Genomic DNA, 22,601 nt, shown 5'->3' on the forward strand with positions numbered 1-22,601 from the left:
CCTATACGGGAGATCGGGGGTGCACTCGTGCGCATCGGACTGCTTACGGAGGGTGGCTATCCGTATGTGAGCGGTGACGCCAGGCTCTGGTGCGACCGGCTCGTGCGCGGACTCGGGCAGCACGAGTTCGAGATCTACGCGCTCAGCCGCACCGAGCGGCAGGAGACCGAGGGCCGGCTCCCGCTGCCCCCACAGGTCACCCGGGTACGGACGGCTCCCCTGTGGACCGCCGAGGACGACGGGGCCGCCCACGGGCGCCGGGCGCGACGGCGGTTCGCCGAGGCATACGCCGAACTGGCCGCCGCCCTCTGCACGGCACCGGAACCAGGATCTCCGCAGGAGTTCCCCGGGTCGGACGACCCCGAGGCGGACCGTTTCGGCAGTGCCCTGTACGCGCTCGCCGAACTGGCCCGCGACGAGCGTGGACTGACCGGCGCCCTGCGGTCCGAGGCCGCCGTCCGCGCCCTGGAGAAGGCCTGCCGCGCGCCGCGCGCCCTGCGGGCCGCGCGCACGACGCGCGTCCCCGAGCTGCTGCGGACGGCCGCGCATCTCGAACGCGCCCTGCGCCCCCTGTCGCTCGACTGGTACGAGGACGACGGGCTCGGCTCGGTCGACCTCTGCCACGCCACCGCGGGCGGCACCGCGGCACTGCCCGGGCTGCTCGCCCGGCACTTCGCCCAGATCCCGCTGCTCGTCACCGAGTACGGCGTGCAGCTACGGGCGCACTACCTGGGGACCTCGCGCGAGACGCCCCGCGCGGTGCGCGCACTGCTCGCCTCCTTCCACCGCCTGCTGGCCTGCGAGGTCTACCGCCGGGCCGCGTGCATCACCCCCGGCAACACCCACGCCCGCCGCTGGCAGGAACGCTGCGGCGCCGACCGCGGCAAGCTGCGCACCGTCTACCCCGGCATGGAGGCCTCGCACTTCGCGGAGGTGGGCGAGGCCACCGACCGGGCGGACCCCCGAACGCTGGTCTGGGTCGGCCGCGTCGAACCGGCGAAGGACCTGATCTGCCTGCTCCACGCCTTCGCCGAGATCCGCAAGCAGGAGCCGAAGACCCGGCTGCGGATCGTCGGAGCGCCGACGGGCGCCGAGGGCACCGCCTACCTCGCACACTGCCGGGCGCTGGCCGCACAGCTCTTCCCCGACGAGGCCGACGGCGTGCACGACATCGGCGACAACCCGGTGTCGTTCGAGGACATCGGCGGGCCGGACCTGCCCGAGCTGGCGGAGGCCTACGCCGCGGGCGCGGTCGTCGTTCTGTCGAGCGTCGTCGAAGGGTTCCCGGTCAGCCTCGTGGAGGCCATGTTCTGCGGCCGGGCGACGGTGTCCACGGACGTGGGCGCCGTGGTGGAGGTCATCGGCGGCACCGGCCTCGTCGTCCCGCCGCGCAACCCGCGCGCGCTCGCCGAGGCGTGCCTTGCGCTCCTGCGCGACCCCGAGCGCCGTGAGCGCCTCGGCGCGGCCGCCCGCGCCCGAGCCCTCGAACTGTTCACCGTGGAGCAGAACGTCACGGCGTTCCACGACCTCTACCTGGAGATCGTCTCCCACTCGCCCGTCCGGCGCGTGCTCGTGGACCGCACCGGCGCGCCCCTGCCCTTCGGCGCGCCCGCGGAAGCCCATCTCCCCGGCCGCTGGACCGAGCCGCGACTGCCGCGCGGCAGGCCACGCTGGGCGTGGGCACCGGACGAGGCGACGGCCCCCGTACGCGCCACCGGCCTTGAGGCACCCGTCCCGGCGGCGGAGGGCGCGCGATGAGCGACTTGGGAGAACTGGACCGCCCGGGCACCCCGGAGGGCCCCCGTCCCTCGGGCGCAGGGCCGTTGCGAGTGCACGCGGAGGAGGCCGCTTCCCGGGCGGCCGGGACGACCGGCGGCGTATCCGCCGGTGGCGCGGACCCGGCCGGCAGGCCCCCCGCCCGCCCAGGAGAGGGCCCCCGTCCCTCGGGCGCAGGGCCGTTGCGAGTGCACGCGGAGGAGGCCGCTTCCCGGGCGGCCGGGACGATCGGCGGCGCGTCCGCCGGTGGCGCGGACCCGGCCGGCAGGCCCCCCGCCCGCCGCGAAGTCCCGGAGGGCGTGCCTTCCTCGGGTGGAGGGCCGTTGCGAGTGCACGCGGAGGAGGCCGCTTCCCGGGCGGCCGGGACGATCGGCGGCGTATCCGCCGGTGGCGCGGACCCGGCCGGCAGGCCCCCCGCCCGCCGCGGCGCCGCCGACCCCGTCAAGGCCCTCATGCACCGGCACCGTGACCTGTGCGAGCGGGCCGTCGACCCCCTGGAGATCGCGGCCGGCCTCGAGGCCCACGGTCTGACCGACCGCGCCGCCGCACGCTTCCGGCACCGCGACGTGTTCTCCCTCGCCGAGGAGATGTACGCGCGCGTACCCCGCGACGGAGACCAGCCACCGCAGCCGCCCGCCCCGGCGGACGCGCCCCGCGAGCCCCGGGTCTGGGCCGCGTGGGCTCTGCTCCCGGGCGCCCTGTGCGCGGGCGCCGTCATCGCGCTCCGGCTCACCGACGGCAGGATCCGACTCGGCGCCGCCGCACTCGGCGCCCTCGCCGTCACCCTCGGGCTCCGCGCGGCCCTCGGCCGCGGCCCCCTGCGCGGGCCCGCCCACCACCCACCCACCGCCACGCGGGCGTGGACCTGCTGGCTCCTCGCCTACGCCCTGTTCGGCGACGGCCTGCTGCGCGCCGCACTGGACGGCGGCCCTGACGGCCCCTGGCCCCCGGCCACCGCGCCCGTTCTCGCCCTCGCCCTGGCCTGCGCCCCGGCCGCCTGGTGCGCCCGCCTCTTCGCCGCAGGCGCCCGCCGCCGGCTCTCCGCCAGCCGGGGCCTGGCCGAGTTCACCTCGTCGGTCACCCCACTCCTCCTCGGCGCCGTCGCACTCTTCGTCTGCGCACTGGCCGCCCTGCTCACGCTGTGCGCGGCGCTCCTCGAAGAGCCCGCCGCCTACCCCGGAGCCGGCGCCCTGGGCGCGCTACTGCTGCTCGCCCGGCTGCTCATCGCCTACGGCCATGGCCGCGCCCCGGCCGTCGTCCTCGGCATCGCGACCGCCCTCGAGGCGACCGCCCTGACCACGGTCTTCGCCGACCGGCTCCCCGGCTGCGGATTCCTGGCCGCCCCGGTGCGCGCCCTGGCCGACGTCCTCGGCACGGACGCCGTCCCGGCCCTGGTCTGCGCCCCGGCCGCCCTCGCCCTGCTGATCCACGCGACCCGCACCCTGACCCGGGCCTCGGCCCACGCCCGGCCTCCCGGATCACCCTGAGCGCGGCCCATGGCATCCGCCACCACCCTGAGGCCCGGCTCATGGCGCCCCCACCGCCGACGCCATGAGCCGCCACCGCTGCCCGGGACCCGTTCCCGCGCACGTTGCTCCCGCGGGGCCGACACCGCGGGCCCCTCACATCCCACGGCACCACCCCTGAAGGAGAACGCCAGATGATCACCTCCCGAACCGGAGAACCCGCCCCGGGAGCCGCCCGATGAGGGTCCTGCTGATCGGAGCCAACGGATACCTCGGCCGCTTCGTCGCCGACCGCCTGCTCGCCGACCCGGCCGTGCAGCTCACCGCCCTCGGCCGCGGCGACGACGCCGACGTACGGTTCGACCTCGCGTCCGGCAGCCCCGGCGCACTCACCCGCTTCCTGGACGCCGTGCACCCCGGAGTCGTCATCAACTGCGCCGGAGCCATCCGCGGCGGCGCCCGCGAACTCACCCGGCACAACACCGTCGCCGTCGCCACCATCTGCGAGGCCCTGCGCCGCAGCGGATGCGGGGCCCGCCTGGTGCAGATCGGCTGCGGCGCCGAGTACGGGCCCAGCCAGCCCGGCTCCTCCACGGCCGAGGACGCCGTCCCGCGGCCCGGCGGCCCGTACGGCGTCAGCAAGCTCGCCGCCACCGAACTCGTCCTCGGCTCCGGACTGGACGCCGTCGTGCTCCGCGTGTTCTCGCCCGCCGGACCCGGCACGCCCGCCGGATCCCCGCTGGGCCGCCTCGCGGAGGCCCTGCGCCGCGCCATGCAGTCGGGCGACGGCGAACTCAAGCTCGGCGGACTCGGCGTGCAGCGCGACTTCGTCGACGTACGCGATGTCGCCCGTGCCGTCCACGCAGCGTCTCTCTCCGCCGCCCAGGGCGTGATCAACATCGGTTCGGGCCGCGCCGTGCGCCTGCGGGACGCGGCCGCCGTCCTCGCGCGGGTGGCCGGCTACGGCGGGGCCCTGCACGAACTCGACGGACTCCCCGGACCGGTGCGGCCGTCCATCGGCCACCCCCGCACCGAACAGGAGCACCCCGGCCCGGTCGCCTACCCCTACCCCGACGGCTGCGGCAGCTGGCAGCAAGCCGATGTGCGCACCGCCCGCGACCGACTCGGCTGGCGGCCCCGCATCAACCTCGAGGAGTCCCTCGCCGACATCTGGATGGAGGCGGCATGCCGCATCTGACCAGCACCACGGCGGGAACCGCCAGCACCGATCTGGGCGTCGGCCTCGGCATCCCCGGATATGCGCACCCCCTTGTCGCACCCGCGGAATGGGGTGCGCTCGCCCGCCCGGGCACCCCGGTGCACTGGGCCGTCCTCAACGTGAGCGACGGCCCCGGCAGCCGCTCCGACCCGCACTGCGTGGAGGCCACGGGACGTCTGCGCACCGCGGGCGTCCGTGTTCTCGGTCACCTCGACATCACCCAGGGCGCGCGAGCCTTCGGTGAGCTGATCTCCGACGCGCACCGCTACCTCGACTGGTACCGCGTCGACGGGTTCCTCCTGGACCGGTGCCCGACCGAACGCGCCGCGCTCCCCGAGATCCGCCGCCTGATCACCACGCTCCGGGCGCTCCTCGACCACGCGCACATCGTCCTGGGGCACGGCGCCCACCCCCACCCCGGATATGTCGAGCACGCCGACCAACTGGTCACCTTCTCCGGCTCCTGGAACGACTACCGCTGGTCGCAGGTGGCCGAGTGGACCGCCGACCACCCACCCGAGCGGTTCTGCCACTTCGTGCACGGGGTGCCGCGCGGCCACCTCGAGGAGGCGCTGCGCATCGCCCGCTGGCAGGGCGCCGGCACCATCTGGCTCACCGACCGCACGGTCCGCGGCGGCCGAACCGACCCCTGGGAGACCATGCCCGGCTACTGGGACGACATCGTCTCGCGCCTCGGAACGGGTGTCTCGGAATGAAGAAGGGCGTGGCAGTGTTACGTGGAGAACAACCGTAGTGATTGACCGACCAACGGAGTCCCCGTGTCGCTGCCACCCCTGGTCGAGCCGGCTGCCGAGCTCACCGTAGACGAGGTCCGCAGGTACTCCCGCCACCTGATCATCCCCGACGTCGGGATGGACGGGCAGAAGCGGCTGAAGAACGCCAAGGTGCTTTGTGTGGGCGCCGGCGGCCTGGGCTCGCCGGCGCTGATGTACCTGGCCGCGGCCGGCGTGGGAACGCTCGGCATCGTGGAGTTCGACGAGGTCGACGAGTCGAACCTGCAACGGCAGATCATCCACAGCCAGGCCGACATCGGCCGCTCCAAGGCCGAGTCCGCGCGCGACACGGTCAAGGGCATCAACCCCTATGTGAACGTGATCCTTCACGAGGAGCGGCTCGAGGCCGACAACGTGATGGACATCTTCAGCCAGTACGACCTGATCGTCGACGGCACGGACAACTTCGCGACCCGCTACCTGGTCAACGACGCGTGCGTCCTGCTCAACAAGCCGTATGTGTGGGGCTCGATCTACCGCTTCGACGGCCAGGCCTCCGTCTTCTGGTCCGAGCACGGTCCCTGCTACCGCTGCCTGTACCCGGAGCCCCCGCCGCCGGGCATGGTTCCCTCCTGCGCCGAGGGCGGCGTCCTCGGCGTGCTGTGCGCGTCCATCGGCTCCATCCAGGTCACCGAGGCGATCAAGGTCCTCACGGGCACCGGCGAGCCGCTGGTGGGCCGCCTGATGATCTACGACGCCCTGGAGATGCAGTACCGCCAGGTCAAGGTCCGCAAGGACCCCAACTGCGCGGTCTGCGGCGAGAACCCCACCGTCACCGAGCTCATCGACTACGAGGCCTTCTGCGGCGTCGTCTCCGAGGAGGCCCAGGCGGCGGCCGCCGGCTCGACGATCACTCCCAAGCAGCTCAAGGAGTGGATCGACGACGGCGAGAACATCGACATCATCGACGTGCGGGAGCCCAACGAGTACGAGATCGTCTCCATCCCGGGCGCCCGGCTGATTCCGAAGAACGAGTTCCTCCTGGGCGCGGCCCTGGAGAACCTGCCGCAGGACAAGAAGATCGTCCTGCACTGCAAGACGGGTGTCCGCAGTGCGGAAGTCCTCGCCGTCCTGAAGTCGGCCGGCTTCGCGGACGCGGTCCACGTCGGTGGCGGCGTCATCGGCTGGGTCAACCAGATCGAGCCCGACAAGCCCGTGTACTGATCGGCCCTTTCGCTGACCCAGCGGGAGCGGAGAAGCCCACGGCTCTGACCAGTTCGGATGCCGTGGGCTTCCGTCGTTGTCGGTCGGCGTCGGCTGACCTCCCACGGCCGAGGGACCGCCGGACTTCGCTGTACCGGTAGCCCCCCGTCCACCACCCGCTGGTTGCTGAGTCGCGGTCATGAGCAGACCTTGCCGTCCCTGGGGACCGTGCCGTTCAGAAGGTATGCGTTCACCGCCGAGTCCACGCAGGTGCTTCCGCTTCCGTACGCGCCGTGGCCCTCGCCCTTCCAGGTGAGCTCGACACCGACGCCCTTGCCCAGCGCGTCGGCCATTCTGCGGGCGCCTTCGTACGGTGTCGCCGGATCCCCGGTGTTGCCCACCAGCAGCACCGGCGCGGCTCCCGGCGCACTGACTTCCGCGTGGTCGACCTGTCCGGGCACCGGCCAGTCGTGGCACCAGCCGGCCGTGTCCCAGCCCAGATAGTCGCCGAACACGGGCGAGATCTGCTCGAACTCCGGCAGCAGCTGCTTCACCTGCCGGACTTGGGGCCGCTGCTTCTCGTCCAGGCACGATATGACCCGCTGGGAGTGCGATGCCGTGCCGTAGTGCCCGCGGGCGTCACGGTTGTTGTACCCGTCGGCCAGCCGCAGCAGTTCGGAGCCGTCCCCTCCCTTGGCCGCCTGGAGGGCGCTGGTGAGAGTGGGCCAGCTTTCCCTGCTGTAGAGCGGCAGCACGATGCCGGTGAGGGCCAGGGTCTGGGTGAGCTCACGACCGGACGAGGTCGGCAGGGGCTTGGCGTCGATCCGCTTGAGCAGATCCGCGATCTTGCGGGTGCCCTGCTCGGGGTCCTGGCCCGTCGACGTGAGGTAGTTGTCGAGCGCGCGCTGGAAACCGCGGGTCTGGTTCTTCGCCTGGCCCAAGCTGTCGGCGGTCGGGTCGACCACGGCGTCCAGCACCATGCGCCCCACGTTCTTCGGGAACAGGTGCGCGTACACGCCGCCCACTTCGGTGCCGTACGAGATGCCGAAGTAGTGCATCGTCCGGTCGCCGAGGACCTGGCGCATCAGGTCCATGTCGCGCGCGGTGTCGATCGTCGACACGTGCGGGAGCAGCTTCCCGGCCGCCTTCGCGCACCCCTTGCCGAAGGCGATGGCGTCATCCAGGTACGCCTTCTCCTCGGCGGCGTCGTCCGGTGTGGCGTCGATGGTCTCGGCCGCCTTGATCGCCTGGTCGCTGCGGCAGCGGATGCCCTCGCTCCGCCCTACTCCGCGCGGGTCCCAGCTCACCAGGTCATACCGCTCGTGAAGTGTGGAGACCACGCTCGCGTACGCCGGCAGCGTCGAGACGCCGGAGCCGCCGGGGCCCCCGAAGTTGAACAGGAGGGAGCCTATGCGCCTGTCTCCGCTCGCCTTGGACCTGATCAGTGCGATGCCGATGGTCTCCCCGCCCGGCTGCGACCAGTCCAGTGGCGCCCTCAGCGTCGCGCACTGCCAGTCGCCGCCCGGCGCCGAGACGCCCTTGCACCGGCTCCAGGCGAGCTTCTGGCCGGTGAGCGAGGCGGGCAGTCCCGGTGTGTCGCCCCTTGGCGGTGCCGACACGGATGCGCCGGAGCGGCCCTTGCCGTCGTCGTCGGTACCCGAGTCGGCCGAGCCGCTGCCGCAGCCGGTGATCAGCACGGCGGCCGCGACCGCTGCCGTCCACCGTAGATAACGTGGCATGTGCACCCCCCTCATGAGCTCTCCGCACGGAGCGGCGGGGAGCAGTCATGCCATGGTAGGTGGATCGACCCGAGCCCATGGCCGCCTGTGGAAAACCGCCTGACCTGCACTTTTCCTCCGTACGCCGTGTCGGCCGTGGGCCGGGCCCGCAATTGCGGGGACCTGGTGGAGGCGGGGATCCCCGGGGCGGGGAGCCGCCGGGGATCAGGAGCAGACGGTGCCGGCCGCGGGGACCTTGCCGTTCAGCAGGTAGTTGTTGACGACGGTCTGCACACACTTGTTCTTGCTGTCGTAGGAACCGTGCCCCTGGCCCCTGTACGTCAGCTCGACGCCGACACCGGGTCCGAGCGCTTTCACCATCCTCTTCGCCCCCTCGTACGGGGTCGCGGGGTCGCCGGTGTTGCCGACCACGAGGATCGGCGGGGCCCCGGGGGCGCTCACGTCCGGGTGGTCGGCGGCTCCGGCCACCGGCCAGTTCGTGCAGCCGATCAGGCCCCAGGCGAGATAGTCCCCGAACAGCGGGGCGGCGGCCCGGAACTGCGGGAGCTTCGCCTGGACGTCGGCGACGGTGTACCGGGGCTTGGCGTCCGAGCAGTTGACCGCGACGTTCGCGGGGATCAGATTGCTGTACTGGCCGTTCTCGTTGCGGCCGTTCATCGCGTCCGACAGCGCCATGAGCAATCTGCCGTCACCCGCGTACGCCTGCACCAGGCCCTCGGTGAGGTAGTCCCAGAAGTCCTTGGAGTACAAGGCCTGCGCGATGCCGTTGGTGGCGGCGGTCTCGGTCAGGCGACGGGGGAAGATGCCGGGGAGAGGCTTCTTGTCGAGGTCCTTCAGCAGTTTGGCGATCCGGTTCTTGACGTCCCGCGGGGTGCTGCCGACCGGACAGCCCGTGCTCTTCGAGGTGCAGTCCCGGGCGTAGTTGTCCAGCGCGAGCTGGAAGCCCTTGGCCTGTCCGAGCGAGGACCGCACCGGGTCCCCCGTCGGGTCGACGACCCCGTCGAAGACGGCCCGCCCCACGTTCCCGGGGAACAAGTGCGCGTAGACGGCGCCCAGTTCGGTGCCGTAGGAGATGCCGAAGTAGTGCAGCTTGGCGTCGCCGAGCACCTTGCGCATCAGGTCCATGTCGCGGGCGGCGTCCGTGGTGCGCACATACGGCAGAACGCGGCCCGAGTGCTGCTGGCAGGCCTTGTTGAACTGCTTGATGTTGTTCAGGAAGGTCTTCCGCTCGGCCGCGGTGTCGGGCGTCATGTCCTGCTGGAAGTACGCGTCGAGCTGCTGGTCGTCCTCGCACTCGACGCCCGCGCTGCGGCCGACCCCGCGCGGGTCGAAGCTCACCAGGTCGTAGCGGGTGCGGAGGGTCTCGTAGTCCTGTGCGAAAGCGGGCAGCGCGCTGACCCCGGAACCGCCGGGACCGCCGAAGTTGAAGACGAGGGAACCGATCCGCTTGCTCGGGGGACCGCTGGACTTCGCCCGGATCAGCGCGATCCCGATGGTGCCGCTGGAGGGGTTGTTCCAGTTCAGGGGCGCCTTCATGGTCGCGCACTGCCACCTGTCGCCGTTCGGCAGGGGAGAGGGCGCACTGCCGCCGCCCTCCGACTCGGACGGCGCTGGGCAGTCCTTCCAGATCAGCTTCTGACTCGACAGCTCCCCGTCCACGAAGCCGCCGGCGCAGCCCGCCATCAAGGAGGGCAGGACGACGGCGGTCGCGGTGAGGGCAGCGGTGCGGATGCGGAGACGGTTCGGCATGCTCCCATCGTGGGGCCGCGCGGCGCGGAGCGCTCGGGGCGCGGGCCGTGCGGGTGAGGGTCGCCTTCCCACGGCCGGCCGTGGGAAGGCACCTGCCTAGAGCGCTTCCTTGCGCGTCAGATGGTTGAAGAACAGCCACCCCGGCAGAACCGGCAGCCACAGCGTCAGCAGCCGGTACAGGAGCACCGCGGGCGCCGCGACCTCCTTGGGCAGGCCGACGGCGATGAGGCCCACTGTGAGGGTCGCCTCGACCGCGCCCACGCCGCCGGGGGTCGGGGCCGCCGAGCCGAGCGCGTTGCCCGCCAGGAACACGACCGCCACACTGGCCAGGCTCAGCGAGGTGTGCTCCTCGTGCCCGAACGCCCGGATCGAGGCGTCCAGACACATCACGAAGCACGCGGTCAGCAGCAGCATGCCGCCGATGCCGGTGACCAGCTTCTGCGGCCGCTGCAGCACATCGAGCATGCGGGGCACGACACCGGCGAACAGCGACCTGACGCGCGTGACGACGAATTTCCGCAGGAACGGCACGGACGTCACCACCAGGACGAGCACCGCGACCGTCAGCAGACCGGCGATGACCGTGCGGGACGGCGACAACGACGGCGTCTTCTCGGTGCCGGTGAGATAGCCGAACGACAGCAGCATCAGCACATGGCAGCCGAGCCCGAACAGCTGCGAGGCGCCCACGCTCGCCACCGCCAGCCCCGGCCGTACCCCCGCCCGCTGGAGGAAGCGTGTGTTGAGTGCGACCCCGCCCACCGCCGCGGGCGCCACGATCTTCACGAACGACCCGGCGACCTGGGCCGCCACGGTCCGCAGGAAAGGCACCCGTTCGGGGACGAAGCCGAGCAGCGCCATCGCCGCAGCGACATAGCTCAGCGCGGAGAAGAACACGGCGGCCGCCACCCAGCCCCACTGGGCGTTGGCGAAGAGCGTGCCGAACTGGATGTGGGTGAGCTGCGTCAGCAGGAAGTACGCGCCGATGGCGCCGGCCATGAAACTGATCAGTGTGCGCGGCCGCACCCGCTCCAGGCGGACCGGTTCGACCGGCGCCTGCGGCCTGATCCGCAGCACCTGATGGCGGATCTGGGTGAGGAGATCCTCCTCGCGGGCCTCGTCCAGTGCCTCGTCGATCGCTCGTTTCTCGGCCCGCTGCTCGGCGCGTACGGCCTTCTTGTCGGGCTTGTCGAGGACGACCCCGGTGCTGTCGCCCGCCTCCTGCGCTCGGGCCAGCTTGGCCTGCCGGGAGGCGTCCAGGACCGCTTCCCGCTCCCGCCCGGCCCGCTCCCGGGCCAGTTTCCGCAGCGTCGCGCGCGTAGTGCGGGTCAGCGCGATCGGCTGGAGCATGGGCAGGCAGTCGGCGACCGTGTCGGGGCCGAGCACGGCGACGGCGGAGGCCACCGACCGTTCGGCGCCGACCCGCAGCCCGAGCGTGGCCAGCAACTGCGCGATGTCCATCCGCAGCACCAGATCGCCGGCCGCGATCTCGCCGCTGCGCAGGTCGGTCAGGATGACGGTGCCGGAACGATCCACCACGATGGCGTCACCGGCGAGCCGGCGGTGCGCGATGCGCCGCGACTGCAATGCCCGCACCTGGTGCCAGGTGTCGTGCAGCAGCCCGTCGGTGATCTCCTCGTCGGCCAGCTGGTCCAGAGTGCGGCCGCCGGTGTGCTCGTAGACGAGCATCACCGCGTCGGGGCCCAGCTCGGAGGTCGCGATCAGCTTGGGGGCGTTGGCGCCGGCCGCGATGGCCGCGTATGCGAGGAGCGCCTCCTGCTCCAGGGCCTGGCGCAGCGACTGGAGGCTGCTGCGGGTGGTGATCCCGCGCAGCGTCAGACGCCGCCACACCCGGTAGAAGAAACCCTGGGCCTGCTGCTCGCGGTCGACGACCGTGACGTCCAGGGGCGGGCCGTCCTCCAGTGTGACGAAGTAGCGCCGACCGCGGTCGCCGTTGTCCGCCGTGTCGGGCGTCTCCTCACGCGCCGCGCCCACGGGGCGGAAGCCGACGGTGCGCAGCCCCGCCATCAGGGTCCGCCCGGTGGGCCGTACGTTCGGCGAGCCGACCGCGTACAGCGTCCCGGCCGCGACGCTCCAGCCGATCAGCACCGTCAGGACGATCGAGAACGGTGTCGTGTAGCCGGTGACCAGCATGGAGAAGGCGTCGAGGAGCAGTACCACCCACAGCACGGCGCGCCAGCGGGGTCTGCGGGACATCCCCACGGCCGTCATGTAGGCGATGACCGGCGCGAGATAGCCGTGCACCGGGTCGGTGAGGGCGTGGATGTCGCCGGGGGAGGGCTGGGTCAGCGCGTCCTGGATCGAGGGCGGTGCCGCCCTGGCGACCCATAGGTCCGTGGCGAGGGTCACCCCGTGCGCGAGGACCGCCGCGAGGACGCCGTCGGCGATGCGGAGACCGTCCCGCTTGATCAGCCGTTCGATCGCGAACGCGACCGGCACCAGCAGGATCGCGATGCTGGACGCCAGACCAGCAAGCTTGATCAGGAGATCGGGCGCCTGTCCCGTGCCCTTGTTGATGTCCTGTTCGAGCCCGGAGGTGGTGCCGTGCGCGAACGCGGCGATGGCGAGCAGCACGGCGATCGCGAGGACGCCCACCAGGAGGCGCATCAGATCGGAAGGACGGTGCACGCGCGCGGGGAGCAGCGGTTCGTCGCCCTCCACCTCGTCGTTGGGGGCGTCTGCGCAGGCCGCGTCCGCGGCGGGGGAGCCCGGTTCGAGGTCCGTGTGCCGCGGTTCGCCGTCCGCCTGCCGCGGCGCGTCTTCTTGCCGCTCCCGCGTGTCGCCCGCGGGCCGCCGGGCATCGCCTCCCGGGCTCTGGGCGTCCTGCCCTCGGGGCCCGTCGTCCGTATGCGCCTGCGCCTTCTTCTGTGCGTCTTCGCCGGCAGCCTTCTGCGCGTCCTCGCCCGCAGCGGGACCTGAGGCGGCGGTGTCCGGGCGCGACGAACCCTCAGAGGTGCCCTCCGCTCCTTCGGGGTGCACACCCTGTTGCTTCATCGTCTCTTCTTGGTCTCGTATCACCAGTCACCGCCCGCACGATGGTGGCATGCCCACCCGACACACAGGGGCATCAGGGTGCAAATGCGGGGGCGCACAGTCTGCCCGAAGCGGCGCGCCGGGGCGAGGGCTGCGTCCGGCCGCTCTCTCCTCACATTGTCGGTGGCGTGGGGCAGGATGGGGCGGATGAGCGAGCAGAGCCCTCCGGTGGACGCCCTCCCGGAATACGCGGAACGGGTCCTTGACCTGGCCGAACGCATCCCGCCTGGGCGTGTCATGACGTACGGGGACGTGGCCGAGTGGCTGGCGGAGGGCGGTCCGCGCCAGGTGGGCCGTGTGATGGCCCTCTACGGGGGCGCGGTCCCCTGGTGGCGGGTGGTCCGCGCCGACGGAGTACTCCTTGCGGGCCATGAACTGGACGCCCTCGGCCACTACCGGGAGGAGGACACGCCCTTGAGGGAGGCCGGCCGCGCGTCCGAGGGTCATCTGCCGCGCGTGGACATGAGACGGGCGCGATGGGACGGCGACGAATGCGCAGAAGGTCACACCTGACAGCTTCCGGCATCGGACACGCCGCGCGGGAAGCCGTGGCCCGTACGGGGGAAACGCGGCACGTTCGTGACATGTCGTACGTTCGTGCAATGAGGGACGGCGGGGGCTGGAGTGTCCTCCGGGAGAGACGCGGCAAAGGTGACCGGAGGCACATCTGGGAACGGAGTGACCGGAGGAACCGGCGGGAACAAGGGGAAGCCCTGCTTCCGGGACCGTCCCGGGCGTAGCGTCGACGGCGCGCGTCACCCTCATCACGCAGTCACCGCCGCTCCCGCGCGGCGGCCACGCCACCAGCGGCCCGACCACCACCCACGACGACGGCGCCCCACCGCCCGCAGTGACAAGCCCGAGCACGACCACCAGGACCGGCGAACCACGTGAGCTCCTCTTCCTCCACCAGGCGCCTGCCGCACCCCCAGGTGCGGCAGGGGAGCCGTGGCGCTTACCGACTGGTGCGTACCCCGCCCGTCCAGGTGGATCCCCCTCGACTGGACGCACCACAGCGCGCCGTGGTTGACCACCAGGCCGGCCCCCTGCTCGTCCTCGCGGGCCCGGGCACCGGCAAGACGACCACACTCGTGGAATCCGTGGCAGCCCGGATCGCCCGCGGCGGCGACCCGGAACGCATCCTGGTGCTGACCTTCAGCCGAAAGGCCGCCGTCGACCTGCGCGACCGCATGGCGCTGCGCACGGGCGCGGCACACGCCCCGCAGGCCACCACGTTCCACTCGTTCTGCTACGCCCTGGTCCGCGCCCACCAGGACACCGACCTCTTCGTCGAACCCCTGCGGCTGCTGTCCGGCCCCGAGCAGGACGTGGCCGTGCGCGAGCTGCTCGCAGGACAGCCCGACCTGGAGCGCCTCGGCCTCGCGCACGTGCGCTGGCCCGACGAACTACGCGCCTGCCTCACCACCCGCGGCTTCGCCGACGAGGTGCGCGCCGTGCTCGCCCGCAGCCGTGAACTGGGCCTCGGTCCGGAGGCCCTGCGCCGCTTCGCCCAGCGCATAGGCCGCCCCGACTGGGAGGCCGCCTCCGCGTTCCTCGCCGAGTACCTCGACGTCCTCGACCTCCAGGGGGTGATCGACTACGCCGAACTGGTCCACCGCGCGGTACTGCTGGCCCGCCGCCCCGAGGTCGCCGCCCGGCTGGCCGCCCGGTACGACGCGGTCTATGTGGACGAGTACCAGGACACCGACCCGGCGCAGGTCCGGCTGCTGCGGGCCCTCGCGGGCGGCGGGAGGACCCTGGTGGCCTTCGGCGACCCCGACCAGTCGATCTACGCCTTCCGGGGTGCCGACGTGGGCGGCATCCTGGACTTCCCGTACGCCTTCCCCCGACCGGACGGCACCCCGGCGCCCGTGCACGTCCTTCGGACATCCCGCCGCTCCGGCGCCGCCCTCCTCGCGGCCACCCGGCTGCTCACCCAGCGCATGCCGCTCACCCGCCTCCCGGCGGAGAAGGTGCGCGCCCACCGGGAACTCGCTCCGGTACGGGACGGGGGCTGCGTCGAGGTCCACACGTACCCCACACCCGGCACCGAACTGGACAACGTCGCCGACATCCTGCGCCGGGCACACCTGGAGGACGGCATCCCCTGGGGCGAGATGGCCGTTCTCGTACGCGCCGGATCCCGCACCATCCCGACGATCCGCCGCACCCTCACAGCCGCCGGAGTGCCCCTCGACATCGACGGAGACGACCTGCCGCTGCGCCACGAGCCGGCCGTGACACCCCTGCTCACGGCACTGCGCGCGGTCGCCCGGGCGGAGGCCGGCGCCCCCATCGATCGCGACTCCGAGGAGACCACGCAGGGCGCGGCGCACACCCATCCGGACTCCGACGAGGCGGAAGAGGGCGCGGCGCACACGCGTCCGGCGTCTGATGAGGCGGAAGAGGGCGCGGCGCACACCCATCCGGGGTCTGATGAGGCCGCAGAGGGCGCGGCGCACACCCATCCTGCCCCCGGCGAAACGGCAGAGGGCGCGGCGCACACCCATCCCGCCCCCGAAGAGGCGGCCCAGGACACGGCGCACCTCGAGCCCTGGCTCGACACCGAGACCGCACTCACCCTCCTGACCTCACCGCTCGCCGGAATGGACGCCGCCGACCTGCGCCGCCTGGGCCGCGCCCTGCGCGAGGAGGAGCGGGCCGCCGGCAACCCCGCACCGCCGCCCTCCGACCAGCTGCTCGCGCGGGCCCTGGCCGAACCGGAGCGCCTGGTGGCGCACGACCCCGCGTACGCGCGCGGAGCCCAGCGCCTGGGCGCGCTGCTCAGGAAGGCGCGTGAACGGCTGGCGGGCGGCGGCTCGGCCGAGGAAGCCCTGTGGGACCTGTGGGACGGCACCCCCTGGCCGAAGCGACTGGAGAGCGCCTCCCGGCGCGGCGGCGCCGGGGGCCGCAACGCCGACCGCGACCTCGACGCCGTCTGCGCCCTGTTCGCGACCGCGGCGCGCGCCGAGGAGCGCACCGGCGGCCGGGGCGCCCTCAACTTCCTGGAGGAGATCGAGGCCCAGGACATCGCCGCCGACACGCTGACCCGTCGCGCCGTACGCCCCGACGCCGTACGCCTGATGACCGCGCACCGCTCCAAGGGCCTTGAGTGGCGCCTGGTCGTCGTCGCCGGCGTCCAGGAAGGCCTATGGCCGGACCTGCGCCGCCGCGGCTCCCTGCTGGAGGCCGACCGCATCGGCCGCGACGGACTCGCCGAGCCCCTCACCCCCGGCGCGCTGCTGGCGGAGGAACGCCGCCTGTTCTACGTCGCCTGCACACGCGCCCGTGAACGCCTGGTCGTGACCGCCGTGAAGGCCCCCGCCGACGACGGCGACCAGCCCTCCCGCTTCCTCACCGAACTCGGCGTCGAACCCAAGGACGTCACCGGCCGCCCGCGCCGTCCGCTGTCCGTGGCCGCGCTCGTCGCCGAACTGCGCGCCACGACCGTGGACCCGCGGGCTTCCGACGCCCTCAGGGAGGCCGCCGCACACCGGCTGGCCCGGCTCGCCGCGCTCGCCGACGACGACGGCCGGCCCCTCGTGCCCTCCGCACACCCCTACCGCTGGTGGGGCATGTGGGACCAGACCGAGAGCAAGGTGCCGCTGCGCGACCGCGACCAGCCCGTGGTGCTCTCCGGCAGCGCCCTCGACCAGCTCGCGAACACCTGCGCCTTGCAGTGGTTCCTCGGACGCGAGGTGAAGGCCGACGCACCCGCGACGGCCGCCCAGGGCTTCGGCAACGTGGTGCACGTCCTCGCCGACGAGGTCGCCTCCGGACGCACCCCCGCCGACCTCGACGTCCTCATGGAGCGCCTCGACTCGGTGTGGAACGCGCTCGCCTTCGACGCGCCGTGGAAGTCCGCGCAGGAGAAGCACAACGCGCGCGTGGCGCTCGAACGCTTCCTGAAGTGGCACGTCGACTCGGGCGGTGTCCGCGCCGGGCGCACCCCGGTGGCCAGCGAGCACGACTTCGACGTCACCCTCGCGGCCGGCGACTACCAGGTGCGCATCCGCGGCTCCATGGACCGCGTCGAGACGGACGGTGAGGGCCGCGCCTACGTCGTCGACTTCAAGACCGGCAAGCAGGCGCCCAGCGCCGCCGAGGTGGCCCGCCACCCGCAGCTCGCCGTCTACCAGCTCGCCGTGCGCGAGGGCGCCGTCGACGAAGCCTTCGACGGCCTGCGGCCCGAACCGGGCGGTGCCGAACTCGTCCAGCTGAGGCAGGGCGCCGCCAAGAAGGACGGCGGCGACACCCTGCCCAAGGTGCAGGCCCAAGAGCCCCTCGACGGGCAGTGGATCGGCGAGCTGCTGGCCACCGCCGCGGGCAAGGTCCTCGACGAGCGGTTCTCCCCGACCGCCGGGCAGCACTGCACGCACTGCGCGTTCCGCGCCTCGTGCAGCGCGCGGTCGGAGGGCCGCCACGTCGTGGAATGACCACAGCAAGGCACCGTGGAGTAACCACGGCGAGCCACGCCGTGAAGTGACCACAGGAGCGAGCACACCGGTGTGGCACACGGCACCGAACGCGCCGACCAGCGCTTCTTCCGCCCCGACCGGCCGACCCGGCACCCGTTGTCAGTGACCACCGCTAGCCTCTTTCGACGTGCCCGCCCGTATCAGTGACCCCGAGCAGCTCAAGGAGCTCCTCGGCATCCCGTTCACCCCGGAGCAGACGGCCTGCATCACCGCGCCGCCCGCCCCGCAGGTGATCGTGGCCGGAGCCGGATCGGGCAAGACCACGGTGATGGCCGCCCGCGTGGTGTGGCTGGTGGGCACCGGACAGGTCGCACCCGAACAGGTCCTCGGCCTGACGTTCACCAACAAGGCGGCCGGTGAACTCGCCGAGCGCGTCCGCACGGCACTGGTCAAGGCGGGCGTCACCGACCCGGACGTGATCGACCCCGACAACCCGCCCGGCGAACCCGTGATCTCCACCTACCACGCCTTCGCGGGCCGCCTCCTCACCGACCACGGCCTGCGCATCGGGCTCGAACCGGCCTCCCGGCTGCTCGCCGACGCCACCCGCTACCAACTCGCCGCGCGCGTGCTGCGCGAGGCCCCCGGCCCCTACCCGGCGCTCACCCGTTCCTTCCCGGACCTCGTCAGCGACCTGCTCACCCTCGACTCCGAGCTGTCCGAGCACCTCGTACGGCCCGAGGACCTGCGCGCCCACGACGCCGCACTGCTGCGCACCCTGGAGGACGTCCGGCTCACCAACGCCGACCTGCGCAAGATCCCCGAGACGGCCGCCGCCCGCCGAGACCTGGCCGAACTGGTCGGCCGGTACCGCGCGGCCAAACGAGACCGCGACCTTCTCGACTTCGGCGACCAGATCGCCCTCTCGGCGGCCCTCGCCCGCCTCCCCGAGGTGGGGCGCATTCTGCGCGACGAGTTCCGCGTGGTCCTGCTCGACGAGTACCAGGACACCTCGGTCGCCCAGCGCGTCCTGCTCGCCGGACTCTTCGGCGGCGGCACCGGCCACCCCGTCACCGCCGTCGGCGACCCCTGCCAGGCGATCTACGGCTGGCGCGGCGCGTCCGTCGCCAACCTCGACGACTTCCCCGAGCACTTCCCACACGCCGACGGCCGCCCCGCCACCCGCCAGGCACTCAGCGAGAACCGCCGCAGCGGCGGCCGCCTCCTCGACCTCGCCAACGGCCTCGCCGAGCCGTTGCGCGCCATGCACGCGGGCGTCGAAGCCCTTCGGCCCGCCCCGGGCGCCGAACACGACGGACAGGTCCGCTGCGCCCTGCTGCGCACCCACGCCGAGGAGATCGACTGGATCGCCGACTCCCTCGCCCACCTCGTGCGCACCGGCACCGCGCCCGGCGAGATCGCGGTCCTGTGCCGCACGGCGACCGACTTCGCCCGGATCCAGGGCGCGCTCGTCGCCCGCGACATCCCGGTCGAGGTCGTGGGCCTGTCCGGGCTGCTGCACCTGCCCGAGGTCGCCGACCTCGTCGCGGTCTGCGAAGTCCTCCAGGACCCCGGCGCCAACGCCTCCCTGGTTCGCCTCCTCACCGGCCCGCGCTGGCGCATCGGCCCCCGCGACCTCGCCCTCCTGGGACGACGCGCCCGGCTGCTGGTCTCCCACGCGCGCGTGGCCGCCGACGACGACCCGGACCGCCGGCTCGCCGCGGCCGTCGAGGGCGTCGACCCGTCCGAGGTGATCTCGCTCGCGGACGCCCTCGACACCTTCCTCGAACTGCCCATGGAAGCCGCCCGGGAGGACGACGGGCTGCCGTTCTCCCCCGACGCGCGCGTACGGTTCGCCCGCCTCGCCACCGAACTGCGCGAACTGCGCCGCTCCCTCGCCGACCCGCTGATGGACGTCCTGCACCGCGTGCTCGCCGTCACCGGCCTGGAAGTCGAGCTGTCCGCCTCCCCGCACGCGCTGGCCGCCCGCCGCCGCGAGACCCTGTCGAACTTCCTGGACGTCGCCGCGTCCTTCGCCGCCAACGACCCGGACGCCACCCTCCTGGCCTTCCTCGGCTTCCTGCGCACCGCCGCACAGTACGAAAAGGGGCTCGACAACGCCCTCCCCGGCGGCGAGAACACCGTCAAGGTCCTCACCGCGCACAAGTCCAAGGGCTTGGAGTGGGACGTCGTCGCCGTCCCCGGCCTGGTCAACGGCACCTTCCCCAGCAGTCAGGGCCGCGAGAAGTGGACCGCCCAGGGCAAGGTGCTGCCGCACGCCCTGCGCGGCGACGCCGACACCCTGCCCGACATCGAATCCTGGGACTCCCGCGGCATCAAGGCCTTCCACGAGGCCATGAAGGAACACCAGCACACCGAGGAGCTCCGCCTCGGCTACGTCACCTTCACCCGCCCCCGCTCCCTTCTGCTCGGCTCCGGCCACTGGTGGGGCCCGGCGCAGAAACGCCCCCGCGGGCCCTCCGCCTTCCTCCAGGCCCTCTACGACCACTGCGCCGCCGGGTACGGCGAGATCGAGGTCTGGGCCGACGAGCCCGCCGAGGACGAGGAGAACCCGGCGCTGCACGAGGCCGCCGCCGACCAAGCCTGGCCGCTTCCGCTGGACGAGCCTGCACTCGCCCGCCGAAGGGCCGCCGCCCGGACCGTCCTGACGCACCTGGACCGGATCGCGTCGCCGGACGGCGCCCACGACCCCTCCTCGTACGACGACCCGGAGTGGCCACCCCCACCGGACGACGAAGACGACCCGTACGGGCCCGGGGACCAGGATCCCTACGGGCCGGACGGCCAGGATCCCTACGGGCCGGACGGCCAGGATCCCTACGGGCCGGACGGTAATGGGGCCTTCGGACCGGACTATCATGGGGCCTTCGGACCCAAGGACGAGGACTTCCACCACCCGGGACGGAACGGCGAGGACGCCCCCGGCGAGGACTCCTGGACGAGCCAACGGCCGCCGGCCCCGCAGGGAGCGGCACCGCACGCGCGCGTGCCCCTGACAGCCCGCACCCCGGCCGTCCCGCATCCCCGTCGGCACCCCACCGAGGACGCCACCGCGCTCACCCCGGAAGAGACCCGCACCATCGCCTCCTGGGACCGCGACCTGAACGCCCTCAGCGGGGAACTCCTGCGCGCTCGCACGGCCGTCACCGACGTACCCCTGCCGCCGTCCCTGACCGCCTCCCAGGTGCTGCGGCTGGCCGCCGACCCCGACGGGCTCGCGCAGGAACTCGCACGTCCCATGCCCCGCCCCCCGCAACCCGCGGCCCGTCGGGGCACCCGCTTCCACGCCTGGGTCGAGGCACGCTTCGAGGAACTGCGCCTGCCCCTGCTCGAGCCCGAGGAGCTGCCCGGCAGCGACGCCGAGATCGCCGACGAACGCGACCTGGAAGCCCTCAAGGACGCTTTCGAAGGCACGCCCTACGCGCACCGCACCCCCTACCGCGTCGAGGCCCCCTTCCAGCTCGCCATCGCCGGACGCGTCGTCCGCGGCCGCATCGACGCCGTCTACCGCGCGGACGACGGCGAGGGGACGTCGTACGAGATCGTCGACTGGAAGACCAGCCGCACCCGCACCGGCGACCCGCTCCAGCTCGCCCTGTACCGGCTCGCCTGGGCCGAACAGCAGAACGTACCCGTGGAGAGCGTCAAGGCCGCGTTCCTCTATGTCCGCAGCGGCGAGGTCGTACGCCCCGAAAGCCTCCCGGGCAGAGCCGCGCTGGAGCGGCTCCTGCTCGGGGAGCCCCCCGGCCGGGAACCGGCCGACGAGGATGCCGGTGCGGGCCTATAGGCTCGTGAGCATGAGCCAGACCCCGGACAGTGCTGTCCGCTCGTACATCGACAGCCAGCGCGCCGCCTTCCTCGACGATCTCGCGGAGTGGCTGCGCATCCCGTCGGTGTCCGCCCAGCCCGAGCACGCCGGGGACGTACGGCGCAGCGCCGAGTGGCTCGCCGCCAAGCTCCACGACACCGGCTTCCCCACCACCGAGGTCTGGCCGACCGACGGCGCCCCCGCCGTCTTCGCCGAGTGGCCCTCCGACGACCCCCAGGCACCCACCGTCCTCGTCTACGGCCACCACGACGTACAGCCTGCCGCCCGCGAGGACGGTTGGGACAGCGACCCCTTCGAACCGGTGATCCGCGAGGGGCGCCTGCACGCGCGCGGAGCTGCCGACGACAAGGGTCAGGTGTTCTTCCACACACTCGGCGTCCGCGCCCACCTCGCCGCCACCGGCCGCACCGCCCCCGCCGTCCACCTCAAGCTCCTCATCGAGGGCGAGGAGGAGTCCGGCTCCCCGAACTTCCGCACCCTCGTCGAGCAGCACACCGACCGGCTGGCCGCCGACGCCGTGATCGTCTCCGACACCGGCATGTGGTCCGCGAACACCCCGACCGTGTGCACCGGCATGCGCGGCCTCGCCGAATGCGAGATCGTCCTGCACGGCCCCGACCAGGACATCCACTCCGGCTCCTTCGGCGGCGCCGTCCCCAACCCAGCCACCGCGGCCGCCCGCCTGGTCGCCGCCCTCCACGACCAGCACGCGCACGTGGCGATACCCGGCTTCTACGACGGCATCACCGATCTCACCGACCGCGAACGCGCCCTCTTCGCCGAACTCCCCTTCGACGAGGAACAGTGGCTGCGCACCGCCAGATCCACCGCCCCCTACGGTGAGACCGGCTACACCGCCCTGGAACGCGTCTGGGCCCGCCCCACCGCCGAGGTCAACGGCATCGGCGGCGGCTACCAAGGCCCCGGCAGCAAGACGATCATCCCGTCCTCGGCCACGGTCAAACTCTCCTTCCGGCTCGTCGCCGGACAGGACCCCGACCACATCGAGAAGGCCGTGCGCACCTGGGCCGCCGACCAGCTGCCCGCCGGAATCCGCCACGAGATCACCTTCGGCGCGGCCACCCGGCCCTGCCTGACCCCCCTCGACCACCCCGCCCTGCAATCCGTCGTACGCGCCATGGGCCGCGCCTTCCAGCAGCCGGTCCGCTTCACCCGCGAAGGCGGCTCCGGACCGGCCGCCGACCTCCAGGACGTCCTCGGCGCACCCGTCCTGTTCCTCGGCATCTCCATCCCCTCCGACGGCTGGCACGCCCCGAACGAGAAGGTCGAACTCGATCTGCTCCTCAAGGGCGTCGAAACCGCCGCATACCTGTGGGGCGACCTCGCGGAGAACTGGCGCGATGCCGACTGACGATCTCGCGGACCGGACGTC

12 protein-coding genes are annotated in these 22,601 nt (G+C 72.9%); 9 read left to right on the top strand and 3 right to left on the bottom strand.

The features are described from left to right. The first annotated feature begins 27 nt into the window (after positions 1 to 27). The 5 genes from ABZ823_RS21780 to moeZ all read left to right on the top strand — a co-directional run bounded on the left by ABZ823_RS21780 (position 28) and on the right by moeZ (position 6,419). Entirely contained in the window at positions 28 to 1,758 is a 1,731-nt protein-coding gene (locus ABZ823_RS21780; protein ID WP_361662735.1) for a DUF3492 domain-containing protein, read from the top strand. Between the two features lie 341 nt (positions 1,759 to 2,099). After that, positions 2,100 to 3,263 carry a hypothetical protein gene (locus tag ABZ823_RS21785; RefSeq protein ID WP_361662738.1) on the top strand — a complete coding sequence of 388 codons (1,164 nt, stop codon included), beginning with the start codon at positions 2,100 to 2,102 and terminating at the stop codon, positions 3,261 to 3,263. A 217-nt stretch (positions 3,264 to 3,480) separates the two neighbouring features. Beyond that, complete coding sequence (locus ABZ823_RS21790) at positions 3,481 to 4,440, top strand: NAD-dependent epimerase/dehydratase family protein (RefSeq protein WP_361662741.1); 960 nt, start codon at positions 3,481 to 3,483, stop codon at positions 4,438 to 4,440. Beyond that, positions 4,428 to 5,177, top strand: coding sequence for a spherulation-specific family 4 protein (locus ABZ823_RS21795; protein ID WP_361662744.1), 750 nt, complete (start codon positions 4,428 to 4,430; stop codon positions 5,175 to 5,177). The genes ABZ823_RS21790 and ABZ823_RS21795 overlap by 13 nt, the downstream gene beginning before the upstream one ends. A 63-nt stretch (positions 5,178 to 5,240) precedes the next feature. Then, positions 5,241 to 6,419 (top strand): adenylyltransferase/sulfurtransferase MoeZ, encoded by a 1,179-nt coding sequence (gene moeZ / locus ABZ823_RS21800; protein WP_361662747.1) that lies wholly within the window; start codon positions 5,241 to 5,243, stop codon positions 6,417 to 6,419. 176 nt (positions 6,420 to 6,595) lie between these two features. Here moeZ and ABZ823_RS21805 read toward each other — a convergent pair whose 3' ends face one another. The 3 genes from ABZ823_RS21805 to ABZ823_RS21815 all read right to left on the bottom strand — a co-directional run bounded on the left by ABZ823_RS21805 (position 6,596) and on the right by ABZ823_RS21815 (position 12,901). Further along, a complete protein-coding gene (locus ABZ823_RS21805) occupies positions 6,596 to 8,137 on the bottom strand; it encodes an alpha/beta hydrolase (protein ID WP_361662750.1) in 1,542 nt (513 codons plus the stop codon). 204 nt (positions 8,138 to 8,341) lie between these two features. After that, positions 8,342 to 9,886 carry an alpha/beta hydrolase gene (locus tag ABZ823_RS21810; RefSeq protein WP_361662753.1) on the bottom strand — a complete coding sequence of 515 codons (1,545 nt, stop codon included), beginning with the start codon at positions 9,884 to 9,886 and terminating at the stop codon, positions 8,342 to 8,344. Positions 9,887 to 9,982: 96 nt separating this feature from the next. Further along, positions 9,983 to 12,901: a lysylphosphatidylglycerol synthase domain-containing protein gene (locus tag ABZ823_RS21815; protein WP_361662756.1), complete on the bottom strand. Its 2,919-nt coding sequence runs from the start codon at positions 12,899 to 12,901 to the stop codon at positions 9,983 to 9,985. Positions 12,902 to 13,087: 186 nt separating this feature from the next. Here ABZ823_RS21815 and ABZ823_RS21820 point away from each other — a divergent pair, with 186 nt between their 5' ends. The 4 genes from ABZ823_RS21820 to ABZ823_RS21835 all read left to right on the top strand — a co-directional run bounded on the left by ABZ823_RS21820 (position 13,088) and on the right by ABZ823_RS21835 (position 22,580). Further along, positions 13,088 to 13,453 (top strand): MGMT family protein, encoded by a 366-nt coding sequence (locus tag ABZ823_RS21820; protein ID WP_361662759.1) that lies wholly within the window; start codon positions 13,088 to 13,090, stop codon positions 13,451 to 13,453. Positions 13,454 to 13,830: 377 nt separating this feature from the next. Beyond that, complete coding sequence (locus ABZ823_RS21825; protein WP_361662762.1) at positions 13,831 to 17,376, top strand: ATP-dependent DNA helicase; 3,546 nt, start codon at positions 13,831 to 13,833, stop codon at positions 17,374 to 17,376. A 169-nt stretch (positions 17,377 to 17,545) separates the two neighbouring features. Further along, positions 17,546 to 21,166, top strand: a complete 3,621-nt coding sequence (locus ABZ823_RS21830; protein ID WP_361662765.1) for an ATP-dependent DNA helicase — start codon at positions 17,546 to 17,548, stop codon at positions 21,164 to 21,166. 10 nt (positions 21,167 to 21,176) lie between these two features. Further along, complete coding sequence (locus ABZ823_RS21835) at positions 21,177 to 22,580, top strand: dipeptidase (protein ID WP_361662768.1); 1,404 nt, start codon at positions 21,177 to 21,179, stop codon at positions 22,578 to 22,580. Positions 22,581 to 22,601 lie beyond the last annotated feature (21 nt).

The organism is Streptomyces sp. NPDC047079 (genome assembly GCF_040643755.1).
Classification (GTDB): Bacteria; Actinomycetota; Actinomycetes; order Streptomycetales; family Streptomycetaceae; genus Streptomyces.